Consider the following 24,831-nt stretch of genomic DNA (forward strand, 5'->3'; position numbering starts at 1 on the left):
GGTTAAGAAATGCGCCTTTCACCCCTGTCCCGTCAACGCCCTATCGACTTCAGCGCGCGATCCAGATCCTCGATGACATCCTCCGGATCCTCCAGCCCGACGTTGAGGCGCAACATGTCCTCGGTGATGCCGACCTCCAGCCGCGCCGCTTCCGCCATGCCGTAGTGCGTAGTGGATGCGGGGTGCGTCATCAGTGAGCGGGCGTCGCCGATATTGTTGCTGATGTCGACCAGTTCGAGACCGTTGAGCAGACCATGCGCTTCGGCCCGGCCGCCGCCGACATAGAGCGAGAAGATGGGCCCGGCCATCGCCATCTGCTTCATGGCGAGCGCGTGCTGGGGATGGCTTTCCAGACCCGGATAGAGCACCCGAGCCACCCGGCCTTCCAGGAATTTCGCGACCTTCAATGCATTTTCGCTCTGTCGGCGGATGCGCAGGTCGAGCGTCTCCAGCCCCTTCAGCACCACCCAGGCGTTGAACGCACTGAGCGTCGGCCCGGTGTTGCGGTGAAAGGGCAGCAGCGTGTTGATGATGAAATCTTCCGTGCCGCAGATCGCGCCCGCGAGGACGCGGCCTTGCCCATCCATCATCTTGGTCGCGCTATAGGCCACCACGTCCGCGCCATATTCCATCGGACGCTGGAGCGCGGGCGTAGCGAAGGCATTGTCGACAACGCTGGTGATGCCATGGGCCCTGGCGATGCCGCAGATGGCGGCAAGGTCCGCCACGTCCATCGTCGGATTGGCGGGCGTCTCAAAGAAAAACACCTTCGTATTTGGCCGAACGGCAGCTTCCCATGCAGCCTTGTCGGTCGCATCGACCGTGGTCGTCTCGATACCGAATTTGGGCAGCAGCGTGTCGGTCAACCAGCGGCAGGACCCGAACAGCGCCTTGCCCGCTACCACATGATCACCCGCGGAAAGCTGGCACAGCAAGGCAGCCGTCATCGCCGCCATCCCCGTTGCGGTCGCGCGGCAGGCTTCGGCCCCTTCCAGCAGGGCGATGCGCTTTTCCAGCATCTCGACCGTGGGGTTCTGAAGGCGCGAATAGGTCATGCCCTGCTGCTCGCCGGCAAAGCGCGCCGCAGCGTCCTCAGCCCGGTCGTAGCTGTATCCGCTGGTCAGGAACAGCGCCTCGGACGTCTCGCCATATTCGGTCCGGGCACTGCCGCCCCGCACAGCAAGGGTCGCGGGACGCCAGGTCCGGGTGATTTCGGGATTCTGCCCGCTCTTGCGCTTCATTTCCTTATCCTCGGATCCCGAAATTTCAGACCAGAGCCGCCAGCACGGCATCGCCCATTTCAACCGTATTCATCGTGCCGCCCAGATCGAAACTGCGCGCGCCATCGGCAAGCGCCTTCGCCACGGCGGCGTCGATCCGGTCGGCCTGCTCCGGCATGCCGAGCGAGTAGCGCAGCATCATGCCCGCGGACAGGACCGTTGCCAGCGGATTGGCCTTGCCCTGTCCAGCAATGTCGGGCGCGGAGCCGTGGATCGGCTCATACAGTCCCTGATTGCTATCGTTGAGCGTGGCCGAAGCCAGCATGCCGATGGATCCCACACACATGCTCGCCTGATCCGAAAGGATGTCGCCGAACATATTGCCGGTGACGATGACATCGAACTGCCCAGGATTGCGCACAAGCTGCATCGCGGCATTGTCGACATACATGTGGCTAAGCGCGACGTCGGGATAGTCCGCCGACACCTCTATCACCACGTCGCGCCAAAGCTGGCTCGTCTCCAGCACATTGGCCTTGTCCACCGAGCAGAGCTTACCCCGGCGCGCGCGCGCTGCCTGGAACCCCTGATGCGCGATCTTGCGCACCTGCTCCTCATTATAGGACATGATGTCATAGCCTTCGCGCAGCCCCTCCGGCGTTTTGCGCATGCCCTTTTCGCCGAAATAGACGTCGCCATTGGTCTCGCGCACGATCAGCAGGTCGATGGCGCTCGCCACCTCCTGCTTGAGGGCGGAGGCGTCAGCCAGCTCGGGAAAGACCTTTGCCGGGCGCAGGTTGGAGAAGAGACCGAGTTCCTTGCGCAGGCCCAGAATCGCCTGTTCGGGGCGGAGATGGCGTTCCAGTGAGTCGCAATCCGGATCGCCCACGGCGCCGAAGAGGATCGCGCTGGCACGCCTGGCAAGGTCCAGCGTTTCGGGCGGCAGCGGATGGCCAACGGCCTTGTAGGCCGCGCCGCCGACCAGCCCTTCCTCATAAATGATGCCATCGATCGCCAGCGCATCGAGCACGCGCCGTGCCTGCGCGACGATCTCGGGACCGATACCGTCTCCGGGGAACAGGGCGATCAACATGGGGCAACTCCTTCAAACGCGTGGCTGCCCCTTATGAAGCGCGTGCGGCCAGCGCAAGCGTTTAGGCGAAGGAGAAAGCGCCCGCTCCCGCAAAGGCAGAAACGCGAAACAGGCAAATTCAGGCAACAGCTCTTTTGAGCCGCTCCACCAGACGCTCCCGCGCGGCCAGCACATCGCTCCGCCAATCGGTCAGCACCGATCGTTCGAGGAAGAAGCCCGTCAACCGCAGCCCGTCCAATATGGCGGGCCAATCCCCTGCTCCACCCTCCAGCAGAAAAGCGGGCAGAGGCAACAGCCGGTCCTCATAGCCCGCAGCGCCCGCGCGGCTGACTCCCGCCGCACTGCGAGGACTGACATAGGCGAGGTCGTCGTTCCCGCCAGTCGCAGCGCACCGGGTTAGATCCAGCCCGAAGCCCAGTTCCGCCAGCAACAGCAATTCATAGCGGACCAGCGCCACTGCCCAGCCCCGCGCGGCGGGCGCGGCCTCCACAGCGCCCAGCACGCCGTCCAGCGCCGCATAAAGCGCTGGATAGGGCGTCCCCTCGGGCAAGGCCACGGCCGTGAGCGCGCAGACCCAGTCGATCGCTGCCGCAGGCAAGGGCTCCGCCAGAAGAGGAGCGCGGCTATGGTCCAGTTCGACTGTCAGTCCGGCCAATTGCTCCTCGGTCCGGGCGCGGAACTCGGCCTTGACGGCATTGCCGGGAAGCAGGACGGGGCGGAGCTGGCGCGACCGCCCGCCTCGGACGTAGCCTGCAAGCAGGCCATGATCGGGCGTCAGAAGACGCGCGACCGCCCCATGTTCGCCATGGGGCCGCAACGCGCACATCAGGGCCGGAGTGATCAGCGTTGCCATATCCCTTCATATCGGCCCGCAGCCCCCCGCGCCATCCATCTCCTCTTCGGCTCGACTGTCCCAGAATCGCGCAGAAATCGCCGCCCAGGGCAAGGCCGCCTTTTGATATAGGTTGCTTTTCCATCAGGCCATGCGCACAATCATGCGGGGACTTGTCGGGGGACAAATTTCACCATGTATCACATGCCCTTGGCATCATCTTCCGCGATGGACCGCCTGGTGCTTTGGCTGGGACGTTCGCCGACGCTGGGTTTTGCCATATCCCGCGTCGCCTTTTCGGCTGCGGCGACGTGGCAGATCGAAGCGATGTTCAGCAACGAGCCGGATTTCGCCCACACGGCCTTGCTGCTGAAGGCTGCCGTGTGGACATGGACGGCGATCAGCATCGCGCAAAATTCGCTGACGCCGCCTCTGGGCCTGCTGCTGCGTCCCATTTTCCTGATATTCGACCTTATCGCCTTCCTGACGGTCATCGTGCTGTGCGAACCCTTGCAGATCGCGGCGCTGGGTTGCCTGTTCTTCGTCGCCTGGTCAGCATCCGACCGTTTCGGTCGCGGGGCGGTCCTCATCCTGGGGATATGCCTGATCTTCGCTTTCATCGCGCGGGGATATTATGAAAGCTGGGCTTCGGCCCGCCACGTGGCCGCAGTGGACCGCGCGATCGACAGCCTGACCATCGTCATCGGCTGCGTCATCGCGGCATCCATGTTGAGCATGAACATATTGGAGCGGCGACTGATAAGCTGGTCGGAAAGGCTGCAAGGGGTCGGCCTGTCCTTCCAGAAGTCGCTGGCGCAATTTCTGGTGGAGCAGGTCTCCCAGTTGATGAACTCCCGCTATTGCGCGTTCGTGTGGGAAATGATGGACGATACCACCGTCCACTGCGAACTGTACGACGGCGACGGCGTGCGGCATCTCATTCTGCCACAGAAGCAGATTGACGGGCTGTCGAATGTCACCCCGCGCGAAGCGCCCTTCCTCTATTCCACCCAGTCGCCACGGCTGTTGCTGCGCAGCCGCCTCGGCATATTGCGGAACGAGCGGGCACCGGATCTGGTCGACAGCATATCCGACGTCTTCGGCGCAGGTCAGGGCGCGAGCATCCATATCCAGGCGGGCGAACTGCGCGGCAGGCTGTTCATCGGGACCAGCCATGGCTGGTCGCCCGCCGTGCTGTTGCGTTGCCTTCGCATACAGGAGGGGATCGACCTTTTCCTGGAGCGCCATTTCTTCTTCCTCGCCTGGCGCCAGCGCACCTTTGCCGAAGCGCGCCAGGCGCTGAGCCGCGATCTTCACGACAGCGTGCTGCAGACATTGGCCGCGCTTCGCGTCCGGCTGGCGACCACTATCCATGGCCTCTCCAACGCCGCCGTTCCTGACCAGTTGACGGAACTCAGGTCGATGGAGGAACTGGTGACGGCCGAACAGGCGCATCTGCGTCGGTTGCTAAGCCAGCAAAGTCCGGTTGCGGCTGAGACGGATGTCGACCTTGGCCGGGAGGTCGAACGCTGCTGCCGCTTCATCGCCCTGCAATGGGCGATAGATTGCCGCCTGAACCTGGCCGAACGTTCGATGACCGTATCCGCCGAAACGGCGGCGGAAGTCGAATATCTGATCCGCGAGGCCGCGGCCAATGCCGTCAAGCACGCAAATGCGCGCCACATCACCGTATCGATCGCACAGGTCGAGGATGAGATATTGATTGCATTGAAAGACAATCCCGGGCCGCAGGCGGTCGCCCGCGAAAACTATACCGGCGATTTCGAACTCCAGTCGCAGTCCATCATGAAGCGACTGGGCAAGATCGGCGGAACAGCATATTTTCATAATCTGAGTATGAATTCGCTGATCTCGATCAGATTACCCTCCTCCTTACCAAGGTCTCCGATATGATGGCCCAGATAGCGATAGTCGACGATCATCCGATCTTCCTGGATGGCATGGCCCAGTTCCTGAGCTCCCACGGCCATGACATATTGTTCTGCGCCCGGTCGGTCGAAGAAGCGCTGGAACGGATGCAGGCGGGCGAGCCCGACCTGCTCATCCTGGACGTCAGCATGAAGAGCGGCGGCGGTCTTGCGATCCTTTCTGCCGTCCGGAATAGCGGCAGCACCGTACCGGTCATCTTCATGACCGTGCATATCCGCCCGGAACAGACGCTGGAAGCGATCAAGCTGGGCGTTGACGGGGTGGTGCTGAAGGACAGTGACCCCAATGATCTGCTAGGCTGCATCCAGCAGGTCCTGAGCGGCAACAAGAGCATCGCACCCTTCGTCATGGAACAGGCGCTGGTGCACAGCATTTCCGCTCCCGCCAGCGAAGCCAATGTGCTTGCCGTCCTGACCGACCGGGAACTGGAGATCGCCGGCCTGATCCGCGCAGGCCTGCGCAACCGCGAAATAGCGAACCGGTGCGGTTTGACCGAGGGGACAGTGAAGGTCCACCTGCACAGCATCTTCCAGAAATTGAACATCAAGTCGCGATCGGAACTGATCATCATGATGATGTCGATGGACAGCGAAATACCCGCCGTCGGCATGGAGCATTAGAGGACGCAGATCGCGCGCTTCAAATCGTTGCTCTCACATCATTTGAAGCGTAATCCGATCCCTACCTTTCTGCTCGATGCTTCCTTGTTTTCAGCGATTTTCTTAACCAGCAACAGGTTGCGATCGCGTGAAAATCGCCATTGTCTTTTAATGCCGCATTTTCCGAGCCGTTGACCGTAAACGGTCGACTTGAAAATACTCTAGCTGAGCCCGCGAACAAAATCGGGCAGGCGTGCCGCGCCGCTGGGATTGGGGCCGGCCATGTAAAGGGCCATGATCGTGCCCAGGGCAATCGCTACGCCATAGGGTATCGGTCCCTTCTTGTCGAACAAGGCAATGGGGGAGCCTTCCCGTACTCTCTGCGGCACCAGCCGCCGTCCGGCCATGAGCACCAACGCCAGCAAGCCGCCGCCTATGGTGACATAGATCAGCCACGGTATCACGCCCGTCCAGTCAAACCACAGCGCGCATGCTGCCATCAGCTTGACATCGCCACCGCCCATCGCGCGCATGGCGAACAGGCCGCAGCCGACCGCGAACATCCCCAGGAAAACGGTGCCGTTACGCCATATGTCATTTTCCCAGCCGACCGTGGCGACCCAGACCGCATAGAGCCCGACAACCAGCAGGGGAAAGACATTGGATATGCGCAATCGGGCCATGTCCTCCACCGCCGCCGCGATGAGCAGGAGTGAAAGGGCAAGCAGAACCAGATCCTTCATCATTTCCCCGCAGTTTTCATGCCGTCCAAAGCCGCAGCGGCATCCGGCACGAAGCTGTCGCCTTCGGTCATCGCCCGGCTTAGATAGGCCTGCGCCTTGGGCAGGTCGCCCATTCGCATCGCAACCTGTCCGGCGTTGCTGAGCCGGCGCGCCCATTCATCGGCTGTGTCGCCGGGCCGGCGGCTGATATCGCGGCCCGCCATGACATAGGCGGTGTCGCCATTGGCGATGATCCGTACATCGTCCGGCGCGGTTTCGCGCGCCTTGTCGAATATCACCGCGGCCTTCGCTGCCTTCCCCTGCTTGAGCAGCGACAATCCGTAATTGTTGAGAACCTGGGACGGCTTGTCCGTCAATTGATACGCCCGCTCATAAGCGGCATTGCTCAGCGCCCAGGATTGGGCCTCGTCATAAGCAACGGCCAGCGCATTCCAGGAACGCCAGCGTCCCTCGCAATCCGCCACGGCCCGCCGCAACGACTCCAGCGCCTCCTGTGCCCGGCCCAGCCGCAGCAAAGCGATCCCTTTTCCCTCACCGACGCGGCAGTCATTGAGACCGCCCCGCTCCAGCGAGGAGAAACGGGCCAGCGCCTCCTCGTCACGCCGTTTTTCGAGCGCCATGCGCGCATCGGCGATCTCTATCGCCTGCAGCGCGTCCGGTTGCGCGGCGACCCGCCACTGGCCCAACATCGCATCCGCCTGGATGATGCGGCCACCGTCAATCGCGTCATCCACCAGCCGGGCATAATCGAGCGGCGCAGGCGCCGCCCCGGCGACCGGTGTCGCGGCCGCCAGAAGCAGCGCCAGGATCATCCCCTCCGGCCTTTCCGATCGGGCTGCGCCATCGACTTCCACAGCCGTTCAAACAGTCCGTCATAAGCCGGCTTGACGTCCTCGCCTGCGGCAAACTTCGGCAAAGACGCCGCATCCGGCCTGCCGACGGTGATGATCGGAGCCGTCAGTTCAGACCGTGCCTGGCTTTCCGCCACCGTGACGATCCGGGTCGTCAGTTGCGGGTTTGTACGTTCCGTCGCGGCCGCATCCATCGTCCGCAACCGCACTTCTCCCAGAGACATGCGTTCCAGCTCGACGCTTGCCGTTCGTACCGGAGAGCCGACCGGAACCGCCGACGCCAGTTGCGCCAGGGTCGGACGAGCGACGACAGTCGCGCCCTTTGGCGCTGCGCCTGCCTGGGCGAGCAAAGCGTCAGCTTCGCTGTTGAAGCCCTGCGCCGACAGACTCCGCGCGAAATTGCGGGCAATGCGCTGATCTTCCGGCGCACGCGACAACGCCAGTTCGAAAAACTCCCGCGCCAGATCATGCCGTCCCATGGCCGCATAGCTGATCGCGACCCCGTTCAGCCCATGCGCATCGGTCGGATCGCTGCGCACAGCGCGGCGGAACGCATCCAGCGCCAACGCATACTCTCCGCGCGAAAACAGCACGTCACCCCGGACCAGCGCATCCTGCGCTGGTCCGGAGGCTTGCTGGTTGACGGGCCTGATCGAAAGGACGCCCTTTTGCGGCCCGCTGCACGCCGCTGTCGCAATGATGAGAGCGACTGCCACTATAGCTTTGTTCATGGTCCCCCCTCCCCCTTTCTAACGAGTCATGACTGGCAGGATGTCGCGCGCCACGCGAACCACCGCCGGCAACATCAGCACGCCAATCATCACCGGCAGCATGCAGGCGACCAGCGGCACCGACAGCAGAACCGGCAGGCGATGCGCCTTTTCCTCGGCGCGCATCCGCCGCTTCTCGCGCATCTCCGCCGCATAGACGCGCAAGGTCTGTCCAATGCTCGACCCCAGTTGATCGGACTGGATCAACAGCGTCGCAAAGGAGCGGATCTCGTCCACATCGACATCATCCGCCATGCGCCGCAAGGCGTCCTGCCGGCTACGCCCCGCGCGCAGTTCCAGAACGACCTTGCCGAGCGCAGCCGATACCAGCGGATGCGATACCGCCAGTTCCCGGCCCACGCGATCCATGGCCGCCTCCAGTCCAAGCCCCGCCTCGACGCAGACCAGCATCAGGTCCAGGGCGTCGGGAAAGCCGTGTACGATCGCCTCCTGACGCCGCGAAGCCTTTGCCGAAATGTAGAGGTTGGGCATGTAGAGCCCGAGTACCGCCAATATCGACGCCACCATATAGAGCGTCAGCGGAGTGGGCGGTTCCGGATTGCCGAGCGATGTCAGCACGAATATCGCAGGCAAGGTGAATGTCAGCACGAGACGGAAAAAGGTGAAGAGCTTGGGTGCATCCGGCGACATATAGCCGGCCGCGATCAGCCGCCGGCGCAGAGTCACATTGTTCGTGTCGACCAGCGAGATGCCCATTTTCTCGATGCGGTCGATCAGCTTCTTCCATTCGCTGTTGTTGCGATCACCACGCAGCGTCTGACTGCCGGATTGGGATGAGTTGCCTTCACCTACCACGTCCAGCCGGCTGCGCACCCGCGCGTTGCGCATCACCAGTTCCGACAGGCCGAAAACTAATGCAACGATGGCGATGAACAAAAGGCCGAGAATGAACGGCCGCAACTGGGTCAGGAATGCGGGATTCAGCATCGCATCACACCTTTAGATCGACCATGCGGCGTATCGTGACGAAGCCGATGATGTAGAGCAGGATCAAGCCGGTAAAACCGATGATGAACATGTTGTCCTGGGCAACGTCCAGATAAAAGGCCGGATTGACCAGGAACAAGCCACAAAAGGTCAGGATCGGCAATGCGGTCAGCATCACCGCAGTCATTCGACCTTCCGAACTGAGCGCCCGAACCTTCATGAACAGGCTGGCCCGCTCCCGGATCACGGTCGAAAGATTTTCGAGGATCTCGGCAAGATTGCCACCCGTCTCGCTCTGCACCGACAGGGAAATGACGAACATGTGCATCTCGTTCATATCCCAGCGCTCCGCCATGCGCTGCAACGCATCGCGCAGGTCGGCGCCATAGGTGACTTCGTCCACCACGATACCGAATTCGCTGCCGATCGGATCGCGCATCTCCTTGGTCAGCAGGTCGAGCGCAGCGGCGATTGGATGCCCGGCACGGAGACCGCGGACGAAGGTATCCAGCGCCACCGGGAACTGCTCCTCCATCTTCTTGCGCCGCCGCTGGGCAAGGCGGGTCAACACCATCATCGGCAATGCGATGCCCAGCGCACCCGCGAAGGCCAGGGCCATCACGAACATGCCCGCCGTCAGCGCATAACCGGCGACCATTCCGCCGATCATCACCAGCAGGAACAGCACGCCCGCAGCAATCAGCATCAGGGTCAGCACGGTACGCGCCGGAAAAGTCAGTCCGGCGCCATGCAATACCCGCATGACCCCCAATCCAGCACGGCCGAAAAGGGAGCCGCGGTCGAAACTCACCGCCTCATCGCTGCGCCGCAATTTGGAGAGCACCGTGCTGCGTTCGAAACCGGCCGCAATCATCTTCAACCGCCGGTTGACCACGCGATCCGTAGTCGCGCGAGCGCGCATCCAACCTGCAATGCCTTCTATCGTCAGGATCACCGCCGCGAACAGCAGGACGAGGACGAAGGCGCGGATATAGAGCGGTGTCATCAGTGGATCACCGCATCGGGCCGGAACAGTTCCGCCGGAAGCGCGATGCCCCGATCGGCCAGTTCGCTCATGAATTTGGGTCGAATGCCCGTTGCTTCGAAATGACCGCGCACCATGTTGTTCTCATCGCGGCCGGTCATCTTGAAGCGGAAGATTTCCTGCATGGTGATGACTTCCCCCTCCATGCCGGTGATTTCCGAAAGGCTGAGCAGACGGCGACGCCCGTCGGCCAGCCGCCCCACCTGCACGATCACGTTCAATGCAGACGCGATCTGCGCACGGGCGGAGCGCGGCGAAATGTCGATGCCGCTCATGCCGATCATCTGCTCGACACGGGAGAGCGCGTCGCGCGGCGTGTTGGCGTGCACTGTCGTCATCGACCCGTCATGACCCGTATTCATCGCCTGAAGCATATCGAACGCCTCACCTGCTCGGACTTCGCCCACGATGATGCGGTCGGGACGCATGCGCAGGGCATTCTTCACCAGATCGCGCTGGGTGACTTCTCCCTTGCCCTCGATATTGGCGGGACGGGTCTCCAGCCGCGCGACATGGCGCTGCTGCAACTGCAGTTCGGCCGAATCCTCGATGGTGACGATGCGCTCATGCTCGTCGATAGCGGCGGACATCGCGTTGAGCAGCGTCGTCTTGCCTGAACCAGTACCACCGGAAATCAGCACATTGCGCCGCGCCTCCACCACCGCCGACAGGACCTGCGCCATGGGCGCCGGCACGCTGCCCAATTCGGTCAGGCGCGCCATGCTGATCGGCACCTTGGCGAATTTGCGGATGGAAAGCAGCGATCCGTCGATGGCCAGCGGTGGAACCACCGCGTTGACGCGGGAGCCATCGGCCAGGCGGGCATCGACAAAGGGCGATGACTCGTCGATCCGTCGACCAACCGCCGCCACGATCTTCTGGATGATACGCAGAAGATGCTTCTCATCCTTGAACCGGGTGGGCGTTTCGACCAGTCGGCCGTTTCGCTCCACGAAGACGACCTTATGGCCATTCACCAATATGTCGGTGATGCTGTGGTCCTTCAGCAGCGGCTCGAGCGGCCCCAGGCCCAGCAGTTCGTCCAGAATGTCGGAGACCAGGCGGCGGCGCTCCTCCAGGTTAAGCGCATGTTTCTGAAGCGCGAGTTGCTCATGGACGATCTCGCCCACTTCGGCTTCCACCTGTGCCCGCGACATGTTGTCCAGAGCGGAAAGATTGATGAGGTCAATCAGCTTGTGATGCAGCGCCACCTTGAGTTCGGTGTGCCGGTCCTCCTCCAGATGCGAGGCCTCCATCTCGGTCGGCCCGACCTCATCGCGGGGATCGCCACGTTCGCTCTTTCGAATCTGCCACATCAGCCCTTCTCCGCCTGACGTTCGGCCTCAGCGGCCTGAACGCAGCAATCGACAATGTCCTGCATATCCTTGCAGATACGGCTGCGCGCCTTCAGTTCCTGGATCAGCACGCCCTGATCAAGCGCAGAGCTGACCAATGGAAAGTCGTTGGCGATGCTGAGCTTCACCGGATGGTCCAGCGCCGCCGCCGCGTCCTCCAGACCGATGGCGCGGAAGAATTTTTTTTCCACGCGATTGGCGATGACATGGATGCGGGCGGGATCGATGTCCTGATCGCGCAACAGCGAAATCTGGCGCCGCGCCTGCCGCAGGCTGGCGATGGTGAGTTCGCACACCAGGAAAACGACCTGCGAACGGGCCACAAGCGACATTGACCAGTTTGTCCAGTTGCCCGGCAGGTCAAGATAGACCGTATCGAACTGCCGTTGTGCAAGTTCGACGATGCGGAAGACCTGATCGGCATTCACCGCTTCGATCGGCATGATCTCGGTCGGGGCAGTCACCACTCTCAGGCCGGTTGCGGTTTCTACCGTGACACTCCGCAACAGTTCATTGTCGACGCGGCTGCCCGCGTTGAGGAGGTCCGCCAATGTCAGCGTGGAGGAAATCCCCAGGAAGGTGCCCGCATTGCCGAACTGGACATCGAAATCGAACAGGCAGACTTCGCCACCTTTCGCCTTGGCCGAACGCGCGTGCAGGCTAGCCGCCTGCGTCGCGATGGTCGTTGCGCCGACGCCGCCCACGCTCTTGATGATCGACACGAGCTGGCCGGTCTTTACTTCATCCTGCCGACTGGCCGCGATGCGGCTGCGCAGATCGTCCAATATCGCCGTCAGGTCATGGGCGCGCAGGGGCAGTTCGATGACGTCGTTGATCCCGCTGCGCAACAAGGCGCGCACCACGGCGATCTGCGCACCACGCACGGCCGCCACCAGCATCAGCCTGGGATTGGCTGCCCGCAGCCCCGCGAGCCTGATCATGGATGCTTCATCGTCGGGCTGAACCTCGATGATGATCGCCTTGGCTTCGGCCACCAGTTGCGCGGGCACGGCCTCGTTGGCGTCGAGCATGGACAGGGCGAGCGACTGGCCCACCAGTTGATCACCCAATATGTCAGACGCCTGGACCTCCTGCTCCGACAGGATGAGATGAAGCCCCTCATCCCCGATATTGAGGGTCCAGTTCTCGGCGGGTTCCGCTGTGTTTGTCACGATGCCCACTATCTTGTCCCTCAATTTGATGTCGTGCCCTGGCCGTCTTCCATGGTCAGAGCGGCGCTGAAGCTGGGTAGAGTGATGGTGCCTCTGAAAAGCATCAAAAGCATGGGTCGGAAGGTAAGCTGCTTCAGCGAAACCTTCACCAACGGGGAAACGTCCGATCCATTGGGATCGCCTGCATAACCCAGACCCGAATAATCATAATCGACGGTAACATTGGTCGAAGCGATTTCCGGCATGAACAGGCGCATTCGGTTGACGATGTTATTAAATGCCGTCAGCGCGTTGGCTTGGTCGCTATTGCTGGTACCAATTAAATTAGTCGGGCAAATCGCGCCAGTCTTGCAGGAACAATTCACCGCACCGGCATTGATCAAGCAGGACGCACCACCGAATGCCGACTGCGGAATAGGATCGCCTTGGGTAATCGTCGAACCATTTACGAAACTGTAACTTGCAAGCCCATTAGGCACCATATCCGTCGCCACAGCGTATCGCACGCCCATCTGGGTAGCTTTCTCTGCACGGTTCCAAGTCCACATCAGTCGGCCCACATCAACGATGCCGAGCAAAAAGATGATCAGAAGCGGCAAGATCAACGCAAATTCCGCTGCCGAAGAAGCTCGTGTATCGCGAAAGAAGAGAAAGATCTTTTGCATCAAATTCCCTGCACCGTAGCTTCCGATTCAGAAACAAGTTGAGGCGTCAATCTTGTAAAACCAAGCACGTAGAACAGCGATCGATATGGAACGATAGCTGAAACCTTTACCTTGGGTAGATTGGGCATACCCTTGTATATGCCAGAATAATTACCACCCGAAATTGCCGTGCAACTCACGGTTACAGATACGGTCGTGGGAGTTGTCCATCCTGCAAGGCGCGCAGTTCCGCCACTTGTTACCTGACCTGTACGTGTCAAATTCTGCGTGTTCGTGACAACGCTGCTATTGACGCTGCTAGGACAAGTGAAATTGGCGAAAGCCTGCCGCGACGCATAACGTGCGCCATCCCGAACCGCTTTGGCAACGACATGTTCGCTAAGGAAATAATTGCCGAGTTCAAACGAACCGAACATCAGGATGATCAGCAATGGTGTCACCAAAGCCATTTCAGCAGCCGCGGCTGCTTCGGTGCTGTGAATGAGGCGAGAGAGAATCGACCGTGGCATCCCGTCACTCGATCAAATAGGGGACGTTGCGCAGAAATGCCTGCGCAGCGCCGGTTTCACTCAATGGCTCCGCTTCACCTTTGATTTCGACGTAGATATCGCCTTTGTCGGTACGACTCCTGGTCAAGGAAGGTTCTACCAAGAAAACATCGACAAATTTTTCTACTTGGACATTTTTAGTTTGCCCCTGAACACCCTGCGCTGCGCAATTAACCACTGCAACCGACAATATCCGGCGATCGCGAATCTGCGCGCTTGGCGCAACGCCCGTGGCACATACGGGCGCTGAATAGGAATAATAGTTGGTCGTGTTGCCATTACCGTTACCTTGCGAAACCGCAGAGGCAAATTTTGGAGCGAGCGCGCCTGAGGTGGCCTGTTCCCAACGATAGACATCGTATCTCGTCAGGTTGCTGATGCCGCTTTTACCCGCCCAACTGGCTACGGTTGCGGGCGATATACCCGGATGGTTGACTTGGAAATAAAGCGCTCGATCCCACAAACCATCGCCTATGCGGCCATTAGCACAATCTCCGGTGGAACTGACAGCGTGGCATATGTCGCGGGGAAAGCCCATATTGCTTGGTGTGCTCGACACTCGCGATACAGGATCGGGTAAATATTGTGCAGATGGCAACTGCCAGGGATCCGTACCATTACCCACGGAACAATTTAGAGCTGATCCGTTCCCATTACCATTACCATTACCATTGCTAGTTATATCTGGCCGGACCACATCTTTACGAGTATTAAGTGCCGGGCTGCAATTACCTGAGCCGCTCGCGCAATAATTAACCAGTCCATTTTCGTAAATGTCGAACCGCGTATTGACTGCATCGGTCACCGAAACAGACAAACCGGGCTTGGTGGTGACCTGATCAGCGCTGATGCAATCTCCGCCAGGAACGTTCGCCCCCAACGCAGCTTCAAGCACATTGGCGCCAGAACCAAGATTTGTTTCTAGATATCCAAAATTTCCGGGTGCCCAAGTTCCCCCGCTGCCTCCTGCGACCAGTCGAATACCCTTGCCGATGTCGGTGCTAAGAGGAAAATCCTGCCCGGTTCCTTCCGCCGGGTTGCACATCATCACCGGTGGCACCTTGCAGATCGCGCCGCCCACGCCAGCATAAGCCTTGGCCGATAAGGGGCCGGACGAAAACATCGCCACAATAGGCGTCAAGGCAAAACGAGCCGTGCGCGAATTGACAGTAACCTCGACGAAATTGACATCCGCATCGGTCAGCGTCCCCGTGTCGCTACGATCCTTATTCTTGTAGAATTTGATGAAGCCGGTGCGGTCGCAGGTCGCCTCGTTCGCAACGGTAATGGCGAGACCACTTGCATTGCCATCGTTGGCGAAGCGGGCATCGTTCCGAACAAGCGCACTGGCCGCGCTCGCGGCACGGCTGCATGCTCCCGTCTTTCCATCCAACTGCGTCGCCGCCGCCAGCGCCGCCTGATCCGCTGCGTTCTGCAACTCCGAATCCAGCCCCGCCATCCGCGCATAGTCAAAAGCGATCCCGCCCGCCGCGATCAGGCCGAAAAGCGACAGTGCAACCGTCGGCGCAACAGCGCCGCTAGTCGACTGCAACAGGCCTTTCCCACCGCCGGACATGAATTCACTCCTTCTCTCTCGATCAGTTCGCGCCGCCGCCAGAGGAGCCCCCGCTAATGCCGCTGGTCGTACGGATCGACTTGGGCTGTTTCACCTTGTCGGTGCGATAGCGTTCGACCGCCGCCGCGGAAGTCTGCCCGTTACCACCCTCGACCAGCGTTCCTTCATAATGGGGGTCGGGATTGATGACCTGCATCGCGTAATTGCTGCGCACCGCGCCGCCGAAGGTCGGGTCGTTCGCCGTACAGCCCGCCAACAGCGGCAGCAGCAGGGCGCTTCCAAGGTAAAGTGCACGCATCGTCAGCCTCCTGCTCACAGCTCATAGCCGCTGGGCGCCTTGCCCGAAGCGGGCGCTTCCTTCGCCGGCGCCGGTGCAGGCGCGGGTGCATTTTTCGGCGCCTCGGGCGGCATCGCGTTCGGATCGAGCGGATTGATACCCACCGCCTTGTCCGTCCGTCCCATCAGGAACAGGTCCAGTTCATGCGGCGGCGCCACGCGATCGGTGGGCAGGCGCACATCCTCCGCGCGCATCGGTTTCACGAGGCGGGGCGTCACGATGATGACCAGTTCAGTCTCACTCTTCTGGAAACCACTCGACCGGAATAGCGCGCCGATGATCGGGAGCGAACCAAGAATCGGAAATTGACGCACCGTATCCTGGAAATCCTTGCGCAGCAGGCCCGCCAAGGCGAAGGATTGGCCATCGCGCAGTTCTAGCGTCGAACTGGCCCGACGGGTCTGCAGCCCAGGAACGGTGAGGCCATTGATCGTTACCGACGCCGAAGGATCAATGGAACTGACCTCCGGTTGCACCACCAGGTTGATGATGCCGTCATCCAGCACTGTCGGCGTGAAACCCAGGCTAACGCCGAAAGGTTTGAACTCGACGGTGATTGCATTTGAACCGCCAGTGCCGCCCGTGCCGCCGCTGCTGCTCTGAGCGACTGGTATAGGAAATTCGCCACCTGCCAGGAAGGATGCAGTCTCGCCGGAAAGCGCAATCAGCGTCGGCTCCGCTAATGTTGTCGCCAAACCTTTGCGTTCGAGTGCATCAAGTGCCGATGCAATATTCAGACCTGCAAATTCCGTCAAACGGCCCAAAACCCCCGCACCGTTGGTCAACGGAGTGAGATCGACAGTGCCCCCCGACACTATAGCAGCAGCACCTTTTGATCCTACATCGCCGATACCGCCTACGAATTTGCCACTATCATTCACGAAGCTATGATTAATGTTCAATTGCTTGGCCGCGTTGCGCGACATTTCAGAAAAGCGCACTTCCAGCATCACCTGCTGCGCCGCGCCCACCGACATCATGTTGACGACCTTGTCGCCCGCATAGGTCTTGGCGATCTGCATCGCCCGATCGACCGCCGCCGCACTCGACACCGTGCCGGTCAGTACGACTGAATCATTGGAGATCCGCGCCCCGATGGGCTGACCGGGCAGCAGTTCCGACAATTGCCGCTTCAGCGTCACGACATCCGGCCCCACGGCGACATCGACGACCGCGATCATCATATTGCGGCTGTCGTAGAGTGTCAGGCTGGTCGTGCCCATCTTCTTGCCCAGCACATAGACCGATCGGTTGGTCATGGGCAGGACATCGGCGATTTCCGCGTTGCCGACCAATGCCTTCGCAAAGGGCCGGTCCACGGTCAGCACCTGGCTCTTGTTGAGCGGCACGTCGAGTTGACCGGCATGACTGGCGTTGTCGACGCCCAGCGAGGCGATCTGCGCCTGCGCAGGCATGGGCAGCATCGACGCTCCGGCGCCCAGCGCCAGCACGGATGCCAGCATCGGCAAGGATTTAGCGGGAACCATAGCGCTTCACCTCATAGCTGGTGCCAGTCGTGCCGCGCACGATCTCGACCGATGCGGTCGAAGGCAGGGCGTTCGTGTTCTTGGGAACGGCGCGCCGGGCGGGCCGGAGGCCGGATGCGACACGTGGTGGCAGATAGGCAAGGTCCGCGACGCGGGCACGAGGGCCAGCATAGCCGCCGACATAGGCGCCGTCGCGCAAATCCTCTATGCCGACGGTCTGTACCGCCGGATTGGGTTTGTCGGTAAGGTTGCGCAGCACGAGCGTGAGTTGCCCGACCTGTTGCGCCAGAACCAGCTTCTGCGCATCGACCTGGTTGACCTCCAGCGTGGCCGTCTTGCCGACCGCGGGGTCTTTCGTGCTGTCATTGGCGTTCTGGTCAATCGCGATCACCCGCGTCCCTTGAAGCAGAACGTCCGTGATCTGCTGGCTGCCACCACCCATGGGATCCTGAAGCGTGCGCGTCACGAACACATCGACGGTGTCGCCGGGAAGCACAAAGCCGCCCGCGGCGGCTACATCGCTTACGCGTACGGCGACGGCCCGCATTTCCGGGGCCAGGACTGCCGACATTGTGGCTCGCCCCCCTTCGCCGGAGAGCTTGGAGGCCAATATGGGTTCGCCCGGTTCGATCTGCCGGATGACCACCCGCCCCTTGCCCAGCGATGTCAGCTGGATAGGGTCACGGAATGATCCGGGTGGCACGGAACTGGCAGGCCAGTCGACCATCCGGATCTTTTCAGGAGTTACTGCCGTGCCAAAGGGCAATGGTACAGTTGCAACGACGATTTTCGCCATACCGCCATCCGCCTGCTGCACCTTCTCGGCGCTGGTCAGATAGCTGTTGGCGATGAAAACGGCTGCGAGACCCAGCAAGATCGCGAAGGCCAAGACAATGAGAGATCTGCGGTGCCCCACGACAACTCCCCCCGGAATTGCAAAGTTTGTTGGAAACCAGCAGCCATCTGGCTGCCAGCTTCCAATCGATAATTAGCAGTTGGCGGTGCCAGTGCTGGAAGTCGGCGGAGTTTTGATGCAGTTGCTCGCCTCGTTCATCGCGGTGGAAATAGACTCACCGAGACCGACAGCAGCAAGTGCAATACCTGTGCCCACGATCGCAAGGATCAGCGCATATTCAGCAGCCGATGCGCCATTCTGGTCGTTCCACAAGTTCCTAAAGAAGGTCATGTCACTACTCCCCTTACACGAATTAGCAGTTGGAGGTGCCAGTGCTGGACGTGGGAGGCGACTTGATGCAGTTGCCAGCTTCATTCATCGCGGTTGAAATGGACTGCCCCAGACCAACAGCCGCAAGTGCGATGCCAGTGCCAACAATCGCCAGGATCAACGCATATTCAGCCGCCGAAGCGCCGCTCTGATCATTCCAAAGGCTCTTGAAGAAAGTCATGTCTTTTACCCCTATTTCACCGGAAACCATTTCCCCGGCCGCTCTTGCTCCGCTCCACGGTAGGGGCCTGTCCACCTCGCGACCCCGGTGCCGGTATGCTCCGGTCACCAGGCAGTTGGCAGTTCCCGTAGAACTTGGGCTCAAATTGAACCAATGCTGACCCAAGTCAACATGGTAAAAAATATCTCTATTTTTCAATCTGTTACGGCAATTTTTTGTTAACCATTTGCCTCAACTACGTTCGTTACCATAAGTAAATGATAGTAGTCACTGAATATATCTTTGGATATATACTTTTGGAAAATGACGGGTTTAAATGAAATTTATTGTAGTTTTTATTTCTCTATATTTCTTACAAAGACAATAAAACGCCCAATAAACAGAATATATCGTGTTTTTTATTTGGAATACGTTAAGATATCTGCGTGATCCGATCGAACCTATTTGCGTATAATATTTGCCGTCGGAAAGCCGAATTACCGGGCAGACTAATACCTTCGGTGTAGGCTATTCGGGACAGTCTGGTTCGAAGACTTGAGCAGCAGAGACGCCCGCCAGCGCACGGGTCGTCGCGAATCAGATACGACTCGGCGCACAAAGGCCCGTAAACAAAGAGCTTTGCATCTGTCCCGTTCAGGGACAATATTGCCGATATCGTTACGTGACACTCACCCGATGACGGAAGGTGAGGTTCACGCGATCGGACAACAGCAGATAGGGCAGCCAGATCGCGGCACTGATCAGGACCTTCTTCACATTGCCCGTCAGCATGTCCAGCAACGCGGCGTCCACGCCCCGCGGCACTTCATTGATCCCCGCGACCAGATGCGCAATGCCCAACTGGGCAAGCAGATCAACACCCCATACCATGACCAGAAAGCGCGGGAACAGAGGCACCAGGCGCAGCGCCATGGCGAAGGCAAACATGTAAAGGCTGGACAGGATCACCACATCGGCGAGCATCACGGAATAAAGGCTGACGAACCAGGTCGGCGAATAACTGCCCAATGCCGGAATGGAACTCAGAAATTCCAGCGTGCGCACCGGCACGTTCACGGCAATTCCAACCAGCAACGACGCCATCACGCCGTAAAGGCCGAATTGGGACATCTCCCGCGCCTTGAGGCAGTCGACCTTGCGCCAACGTCCTACCTGCGCCAATCGAAAGGCGGGCTGCGCATGGATGCGCCCAGCCGGAAACAGCTTCAACCCCAGCAGCAGCGATCCGACGGGTGCACCGACGACCAGCAGATAGGGCAGCAGACCCACACCGCTGCCCCACGGCGTTCCGCTATAGGGCGTTGCCGGAAAGGCCAGCCGCATGCCGCAGGCAAAGGCAGCGATCATGATCCAGATTGCAACGATCCGTTCCAGATTGACCTGCATGGACAGCACGACGGTCACGCTCTTGCGGTAAAGATGATCCCTCACCATTCGCACCATGGAACCGGACCCCCTTCCCAACGCCGAAATCTGATCGCGACTATCCGCGATGTTGGTAAACGCCGGGTAAATGCGCAGCCGCGAGGAAAGTTCTGCGCGAACTTCAGATATGGTCTGCAAAAGAAGAAAATAAAGCCCGCCGGCGGCTCATTTACGGGGCACGGTGATGCGGATCGTCGTGCGGCCGCCAATATTCTGAAGGAACACTTCCCCGCCCAGCATCTGTATCCGCCGCATCAGTGACCGCGAAGGCACCGCCCCGCTCGACCCGAGCCGGGCCATATTCGGCACGCCATCGTCGCTCACCTGAAGGGCAATGCGGTTCCCGTCCGGTTCCAGCGCGAAATTCACGCTGGCGGCCCCGGCATGGCGAACGGCATTGGCGACGATCTCCCGCACGGCGAAACTCAGTTCCCTGCCGATCAGCGCGCTGGTCGCGCAATTGCCGTCCTCCACCTTCAGCTGGCAATCTATACTCCACTGTTCGCCAAGGGAGCGCACCACCATCGCCAGCGTCTCTGGCAGATAGGCGAAATCCTCCTCATCGACCTCCGGATTGATGATCCAGCGAATGGTGGCGATCTGGTCCTTGGCGATGCGGTCGACATTTTCGATCACGGGACGCGCCTCGACCTCGCGCCCGCCCAGCAAGGGGGCGATCTGGAAACGGATGCTGGCCAGCGCCTGCAGGACGCTGTCGTGCAGTTCGCGTTGCAAGCGCTCCCGTTCCCGCGCGCCGGCAATGACATGGGCCAGGTCCAGGCTGTTGCGAACGGTAAGTTCCTCGCACGCGCTTTCGAAAACGCGCTGGGCGATGGCGGCGCGATCTTCATGACAGGGATCGTCCAGGCAGGCCGCGCCGACCGCCTCGAAGGTGCCGATGGTGACCCTGACCGTCAACAGCGTTTCGGCATTCAGCAGGGCCGCCCATGCCCGACCGCCTGCCGACAATGATCCCAATGTGGCTATCCCGTCCGCCGCCAGCGAGATCGACGCGTCCCGGGCTCGATCGTGCCAGCCGGTCTGAACGGCCAGAAAATTGCCGACGCCCATGGAAGGCATTTCCCGCGCAGCGCTGCTGGCGAAGCGCAAGGGCTCATGACTCGCCAGCCGGAACAGCACCGCTCCCCCCTGCCCGCCGGTGGCAAGCCGCAGGGCATGGAGCAGGAACGGCCCGTAATCACGCTTAGCGGGTGGCAACTCCCCCTCCAGCAGCAGCCGGTCGCGCTCGAATTCCAGCAATGTTTCCCGGCGCGGCCCCAGCAGCACCCCCGTCACGAGGATCGCCACCGCCAGATAGCAGGCGCGAAGCACGACCCGCTCCGCTTCCGGTTCTGACGGCAGGGAGGCGATCTGGTCCAGCCATGTCATGGAAACCGCAGCCAGGCCGGCCGCCACAGCGACAAGCAGATGGAGCCGCCGCCGCACGATCAGCGCCACCTCCACCGCAACGAAAAAGCTGCCCGAAAAATAGGGGCTGTTGGAGGGATTGGTGACGAGCAGCAGGGTCAGGAACAGCAAGGTATCCAGGCAGATGACGGGCCGCCTGATCCGCATGTCCATCACCCATGACCGCGACGACAGGAAGACCGCCGAAAGCGCCAGCGCCAGCATGAGCAGGATCACCCCATGCTCCGCAGGCTCCGCCCAGTGACGCGCGCTGGAAAAGCCGAAGCTTACCGCCGCGTAGATCATGGCCAGCAACAACCGCGTATAATCCAGCGTCTGCCAGGGCCGCAGCGCCGACAGGGTCCGCCTGTCCCACCTGCTCAAGCGCATCGCGATTTCGTTCCGCCCGTTCATCGCGTGACGCACATCCCCGATCCGACCCGACGCATGTGTCTGCCGGGCAGCTTCTTATGGAAAGGAAATCATGTTTCGGTCAAATGCGATGATGAGATGCCGACGGGTTCATCGCAAGCGCGGCGGACGCTTCGCGCAGGGCAGCGGCCATCCGCCCCCTCCCCTGCAATCGCTCAGCCGTGAAAATAGTCATAAACCTGCTGCGCCACGGCCTTCGAAACACCCGGCGCCTTCAACAGATCTTCCAATGCCGCGCTTTTGACGGCCTTGGCGGTTCCGAAATGCATCAGCAGCGCCTTCTTGCGGGAAGGACCGATGCCCGGCACCTCATCGAGAGAACTGACGGTGATCGCCTTGCTGCGTTTCTGCCGATGCGCGCCGATGGCGAAGCGGTGCGCTTCGTCCCGCAGACGCTGGAGGTAGAAGAGCACGGGATGATTGAGCGGAAAATTGATCTCCCGCCCGTCAGGCATGTGAAAAACCTCCCGCCCTTCGCGCCCGTGATGGGGCCCCTTGGCGATGCCGATCATGCAGACATCCTCTATGCCCATATCCTCCAATATCGCGCGAGCCGCGGACAATTGCCCCTTGCCGCCGTCGATCAGGACCAGGTCTGGCCATTCGCCGCTGTCGCGATCCGGATCCTCCCGCGCCGCCCGGCCGAAGCGTCGCTCGAACATCTCGCGCATCATCGCGAAATCGTCCTGTGAGATTTCGGGATTTTTCATGTTGAACTTGCGATAGGCGTTCTTGCGGAAACCCTCCGGACCCGCCACCACCATCGCCCCCAGCGCATGGCTGCCCTGGATATGGCTGTTGTCGTAGACCTCTATCCGGTCCGGCACGCCGTCCAGGCCAAATGCCTCGACCATTTCCTCCAGCACCTTCGCCTGCGTCGTCGTTTCGGCGAGACGGCGGTCGAGCGCCTCCACGGCATTGCGCTGCGCCTGTTTGATGAGACGTGTACGGTCGCCGCGCTGAGGGACTTCGATCCTGACCTTCGAGCCGATACGCTCGCGGAGCGCTTGCGCAATCAGGTCGCATTCCGCCGGAGCGCGATCGGCGAGAATCAGCTTGGGCGGTGGCACCTCCTCGTAAAATTGCGCCATGAAGCTGGCCAGCACCTCCTCCTCCGCCACTTCCGCGGTGTGGACGGGGAAAAAGCTGCGATGCCCCCAATTCTGCCCGCCGCGGATGAAGAAGGCCTGTATGCACATGGCGCCGCCCTTGGTCGCGAGCGCGAAAATATCGGCGTCGCCCAGCCCTTCGGCATTGATGGCCTGGCTACCCTGGATGAAGGTCAGCGCCTTCAGCCGGTCACGCAGAACCGCCGCCTGCTCGAAATCCATCGCATCGGACGCCGCCTGCATCGCCTCGCCCAGCTTCTTCTGCACGGCTGTCGATTTGCCGCCGAGGAAGTCCTGTGCATCCTTCACCAGTTCGCCATAAGCGGCATCGTCGATCCGGCCCACGCAGGGGGCGGAGCAGCGGCGGATCTGATAGAGCAGGCAGGGCCGGGAGCGATTGGCGAAGAAACTGTCGGTGCAACTCCTCAGCAGGAACAGCTTTTGCAACGCATTGATCGTTCGCGTCACCGATCCGGCGCTGGCAAAGGGCCCATAATAGCGTCCCTTAAATTTGCGCGCGCCGCGATGCTTCTGAACGCGTGGAAAATCATGATCTTCACGCAACAGGATGAAGGGGAAGCTCTTGTCGTCGCGCAACAGGACATTATAGGGCGGCCGGAAACGCTTGATAAGTTGCGCCTCCAGCAACAGCGCCTCCGCCTCGCTGTTGGTGGTCACGATCGTCATGGACCGGGTCTGCGCGACCATGCGCTGGAGCCGCTTGGGCAAGCGATCGACCTGCGTATAGTTGGTGACCCGGTTGCGCAGCGCCCGCGCCTTGCCCACATATAGCACGTCGCCCCGCGCATCCTGCATGCGGTAGACACCCGGTCGCGTCGGCAGGGTTTTGAGCGTCGTGCGGATCGCCTCCACGCCAGCGTCGATGTCGGGCTGACTGCCGGTGACGGTAAAGGTAGCCTTGTCTTCGTGAAAGCGATCGGGTGACTGGGGACGCGACATGAGGCAGAAATAGCGGCGTACGCCCGGATCGCAATGGCATGCAGCCAAATTTAGCGTCCGCGTCGTTGATCCCTCGCCAGCTCCGATCCGAATGGGCGGCACGCGCTATCCCTGCGTTTCCGGGCATGAGGTCGTTGATCATGTCACCGCCGTCGGCGGCGCAGTCACCCGGTTCAGGGTCAGCGACACGGTGGGCGTCGGGTGTATGGTCGACAGTTGCCAGCTTGTTCGGCCTGCAACAAAGGGGCGGAGCAATATTGCGAGAACGGCTTTGTCGGAACCTATAATGATGCACGCAGGACGCACCTGGCCATATGTTCGGCGCTATTCGCAGAGCATCACCATCAACGAAAAGTTCGTCCTGAGGATCAGCCATCCCGCGGATCAACTGGGGCCGGTGCCCCCGCTGCTCCGCGCAGGCATGATCACCTACTCGCCATTGGCCGGACCCGGCAAGAAAGTCGGCATCGTCGGGATCGGCGGATTGGGTCATATGGGGATGAAGCTCGCCCATGCCATGGGCGCCCATGTCGTGGCCCTCACGACGTCAGAGAATAAACGGCAGGATGCGCTGGACCTTGGTGCACGACATCGAAAGCGCCTATGGCAGGATACTGAAAAGCGACGTCAAATATCGCTTCGGCATCGACAACGCGTCACTCGCGGGAAGCTGATAACGGGATCGATGGTCAACCTCATCGCTGGTGCTTGATCGACCCCGCATATGTACAGCTTGAAGACGCCACCCAGAGACGTGCAGAGGAATTTAGTCCCTGTCGATTAAGGTCATGCGGAGAAGTGGAAACCGGCTTTCCGTCGAAATGATGCAGTAACATAGTGAGCGGATTTCGATCTGATTGAAGCAGACCAGCATCCAGATGCTTTGCTTCCCACGATGTCT

The 24,831-nt window shown here is 60.7% G+C and carries 24 protein-coding genes; 3 read left to right on the forward strand and 21 right to left on the reverse strand.

The window, feature by feature from the left end; all coding sequences use genetic code 11:
• Positions 1 to 32 precede the first annotated feature (32 nt).
• From metZ to recO, 3 genes are all read right to left on the reverse strand, one after another.
• Positions 33 to 1,241, reverse strand: coding sequence for an O-succinylhomoserine sulfhydrylase (gene metZ / locus MRBLMA1_RS03845; protein ID WP_363735109.1), 1,209 nt, complete (start codon positions 1,239 to 1,241; stop codon positions 33 to 35).
• A gap of 25 nt (positions 1,242 to 1,266) precedes the next feature.
• Positions 1,267 to 2,313 carry a 3-isopropylmalate dehydrogenase gene (gene leuB, locus MRBLMA1_RS03850; RefSeq protein ID WP_363735110.1) on the reverse strand — a complete coding sequence of 349 codons (1,047 nt, stop codon included), beginning with the start codon at positions 2,311 to 2,313 and terminating at the stop codon, positions 1,267 to 1,269.
• Positions 2,314 to 2,431: 118 nt separating this feature from the next.
• Complete coding sequence (gene recO, locus MRBLMA1_RS03855; RefSeq protein ID WP_363735112.1) at positions 2,432 to 3,166, reverse strand: DNA repair protein RecO; 735 nt, start codon at positions 3,164 to 3,166, stop codon at positions 2,432 to 2,434.
• A gap of 174 nt (positions 3,167 to 3,340) precedes the next feature.
• Here recO and MRBLMA1_RS03860 point away from each other — a divergent pair, with 174 nt between their 5' ends.
• Positions 3,341 to 5,059, forward strand: coding sequence for a sensor histidine kinase (locus MRBLMA1_RS03860; protein WP_363735113.1), 1,719 nt, complete (start codon positions 3,341 to 3,343; stop codon positions 5,057 to 5,059).
• Complete coding sequence (locus MRBLMA1_RS03865; RefSeq protein WP_363735115.1) at positions 5,056 to 5,715, forward strand: response regulator transcription factor; 660 nt, start codon at positions 5,056 to 5,058, stop codon at positions 5,713 to 5,715. The genes MRBLMA1_RS03860 and MRBLMA1_RS03865 overlap by 4 nt, the downstream gene beginning before the upstream one ends.
• Before the next feature lie 200 nt (positions 5,716 to 5,915).
• Here the strand turns inward: MRBLMA1_RS03865 and MRBLMA1_RS03870 are convergent, their stop codons facing one another.
• The 18 genes from MRBLMA1_RS03870 to uvrC form a co-directional block, all read right to left on the reverse strand.
• Positions 5,916 to 6,440: an A24 family peptidase gene (locus MRBLMA1_RS03870; protein ID WP_363735116.1), complete on the reverse strand. Its 525-nt coding sequence runs from the start codon at positions 6,438 to 6,440 to the stop codon at positions 5,916 to 5,918.
• Entirely contained in the window at positions 6,437 to 7,249 is an 813-nt protein-coding gene (locus MRBLMA1_RS03875) for a hypothetical protein (protein WP_363735117.1), read from the reverse strand. Before MRBLMA1_RS03875 ends, MRBLMA1_RS03870 begins: the two co-directional genes overlap by 4 nt.
• Positions 7,246 to 8,019: a tetratricopeptide repeat protein gene (locus MRBLMA1_RS03880; protein WP_363735118.1), complete on the reverse strand. Its 774-nt coding sequence runs from the start codon at positions 8,017 to 8,019 to the stop codon at positions 7,246 to 7,248. The genes MRBLMA1_RS03875 and MRBLMA1_RS03880 overlap by 4 nt, the downstream gene beginning before the upstream one ends.
• Positions 8,020 to 8,037: 18 nt before the next feature.
• Positions 8,038 to 9,006, reverse strand: a complete 969-nt coding sequence (locus MRBLMA1_RS03885; RefSeq protein ID WP_363735119.1) for a type II secretion system F family protein — start codon at positions 9,004 to 9,006, stop codon at positions 8,038 to 8,040.
• A 4-nt stretch (positions 9,007 to 9,010) separates the two neighbouring features.
• Positions 9,011 to 10,012, reverse strand: coding sequence for a type II secretion system F family protein (locus MRBLMA1_RS03890; RefSeq protein WP_363735120.1), 1,002 nt, complete (start codon positions 10,010 to 10,012; stop codon positions 9,011 to 9,013).
• Positions 10,012 to 11,367 carry a CpaF family protein gene (locus MRBLMA1_RS03895; RefSeq protein WP_363735121.1) on the reverse strand — a complete coding sequence of 452 codons (1,356 nt, stop codon included), beginning with the start codon at positions 11,365 to 11,367 and terminating at the stop codon, positions 10,012 to 10,014. Before MRBLMA1_RS03895 ends, MRBLMA1_RS03890 begins: the two co-directional genes overlap by 1 nt.
• A complete protein-coding gene (locus MRBLMA1_RS03900; RefSeq protein ID WP_363735122.1) occupies positions 11,367 to 12,578 on the reverse strand; it encodes an AAA family ATPase in 1,212 nt (403 codons plus the stop codon). The genes MRBLMA1_RS03895 and MRBLMA1_RS03900 overlap by 1 nt, the downstream gene beginning before the upstream one ends.
• Positions 12,579 to 12,598: 20 nt before the next feature.
• Positions 12,599 to 13,243, reverse strand: a complete 645-nt coding sequence (locus tag MRBLMA1_RS03905) for a TadE/TadG family type IV pilus assembly protein (protein ID WP_363735123.1) — start codon at positions 13,241 to 13,243, stop codon at positions 12,599 to 12,601.
• A complete protein-coding gene (locus MRBLMA1_RS03910; protein ID WP_363735125.1) occupies positions 13,243 to 13,752 on the reverse strand; it encodes a TadE family protein in 510 nt (169 codons plus the stop codon). Before MRBLMA1_RS03910 ends, MRBLMA1_RS03905 begins: the two co-directional genes overlap by 1 nt.
• 4 nt (positions 13,753 to 13,756) lie before the next feature.
• Positions 13,757 to 15,367, reverse strand: a complete 1,611-nt coding sequence (locus tag MRBLMA1_RS03915) for a pilus assembly protein TadG-related protein (protein WP_363735126.1) — start codon at positions 15,365 to 15,367, stop codon at positions 13,757 to 13,759.
• A 22-nt stretch (positions 15,368 to 15,389) separates the two neighbouring features.
• A complete protein-coding gene (locus MRBLMA1_RS03920) occupies positions 15,390 to 15,665 on the reverse strand; it encodes a hypothetical protein (RefSeq protein ID WP_363735127.1) in 276 nt (91 codons plus the stop codon).
• Positions 15,666 to 15,679: 14 nt separating this feature from the next.
• Positions 15,680 to 17,167 carry a type II and III secretion system protein family protein gene (locus tag MRBLMA1_RS03925; RefSeq protein WP_414714753.1) on the reverse strand — a complete coding sequence of 496 codons (1,488 nt, stop codon included), beginning with the start codon at positions 17,165 to 17,167 and terminating at the stop codon, positions 15,680 to 15,682.
• Between the two features lie 10 nt (positions 17,168 to 17,177).
• On the reverse strand, positions 17,178 to 18,080 hold the full coding sequence (gene cpaB, locus MRBLMA1_RS03930) for a Flp pilus assembly protein CpaB (protein ID WP_363735129.1): 903 nt from the start codon (positions 18,078 to 18,080) through the stop codon (positions 17,178 to 17,180).
• Between the two features lie 99 nt (positions 18,081 to 18,179).
• Positions 18,180 to 18,377 (reverse strand): Flp family type IVb pilin, encoded by a 198-nt coding sequence (locus tag MRBLMA1_RS03935; RefSeq protein ID WP_363735130.1) that lies wholly within the window; start codon positions 18,375 to 18,377, stop codon positions 18,180 to 18,182.
• Positions 18,378 to 18,399: 22 nt separating this feature from the next.
• A complete protein-coding gene (locus tag MRBLMA1_RS03940; protein WP_363735131.1) occupies positions 18,400 to 18,597 on the reverse strand; it encodes a Flp family type IVb pilin in 198 nt (65 codons plus the stop codon).
• Positions 18,598 to 19,254: 657 nt separating this feature from the next.
• Positions 19,255 to 20,040, reverse strand: coding sequence for a DUF2569 domain-containing protein (locus MRBLMA1_RS03945; protein WP_363735132.1), 786 nt, complete (start codon positions 20,038 to 20,040; stop codon positions 19,255 to 19,257).
• Positions 20,041 to 20,187: 147 nt separating this feature from the next.
• Entirely contained in the window at positions 20,188 to 21,819 is a 1,632-nt protein-coding gene (locus tag MRBLMA1_RS03950; protein ID WP_363735133.1) for a sensor histidine kinase, read from the reverse strand.
• Positions 21,820 to 22,016: 197 nt separating this feature from the next.
• The gene (gene uvrC, locus MRBLMA1_RS03955) at positions 22,017 to 23,930 is read right to left on the reverse strand and encodes an excinuclease ABC subunit UvrC (RefSeq protein WP_363735397.1); all 1,914 of its coding nucleotides are present in this window, start codon (positions 23,928 to 23,930) and stop codon (positions 22,017 to 22,019) included.
• 91 nt (positions 23,931 to 24,021) lie between these two features.
• Between uvrC and MRBLMA1_RS03960 the strand changes: the two genes are divergently transcribed.
• Positions 24,022 to 24,642, forward strand: a complete 621-nt coding sequence (locus MRBLMA1_RS03960; protein ID WP_363735135.1) for an alcohol dehydrogenase catalytic domain-containing protein — start codon at positions 24,022 to 24,024, stop codon at positions 24,640 to 24,642.
• The last annotated feature ends 189 nt before the right edge of the window (positions 24,643 to 24,831 follow it).

The sequence above is a fragment of the Sphingobium sp. LMA1-1-1.1 genome, from assembly GCF_040676365.1.
Lineage (GTDB): Bacteria > Pseudomonadota > Alphaproteobacteria > Sphingomonadales > Sphingomonadaceae > Sphingobium.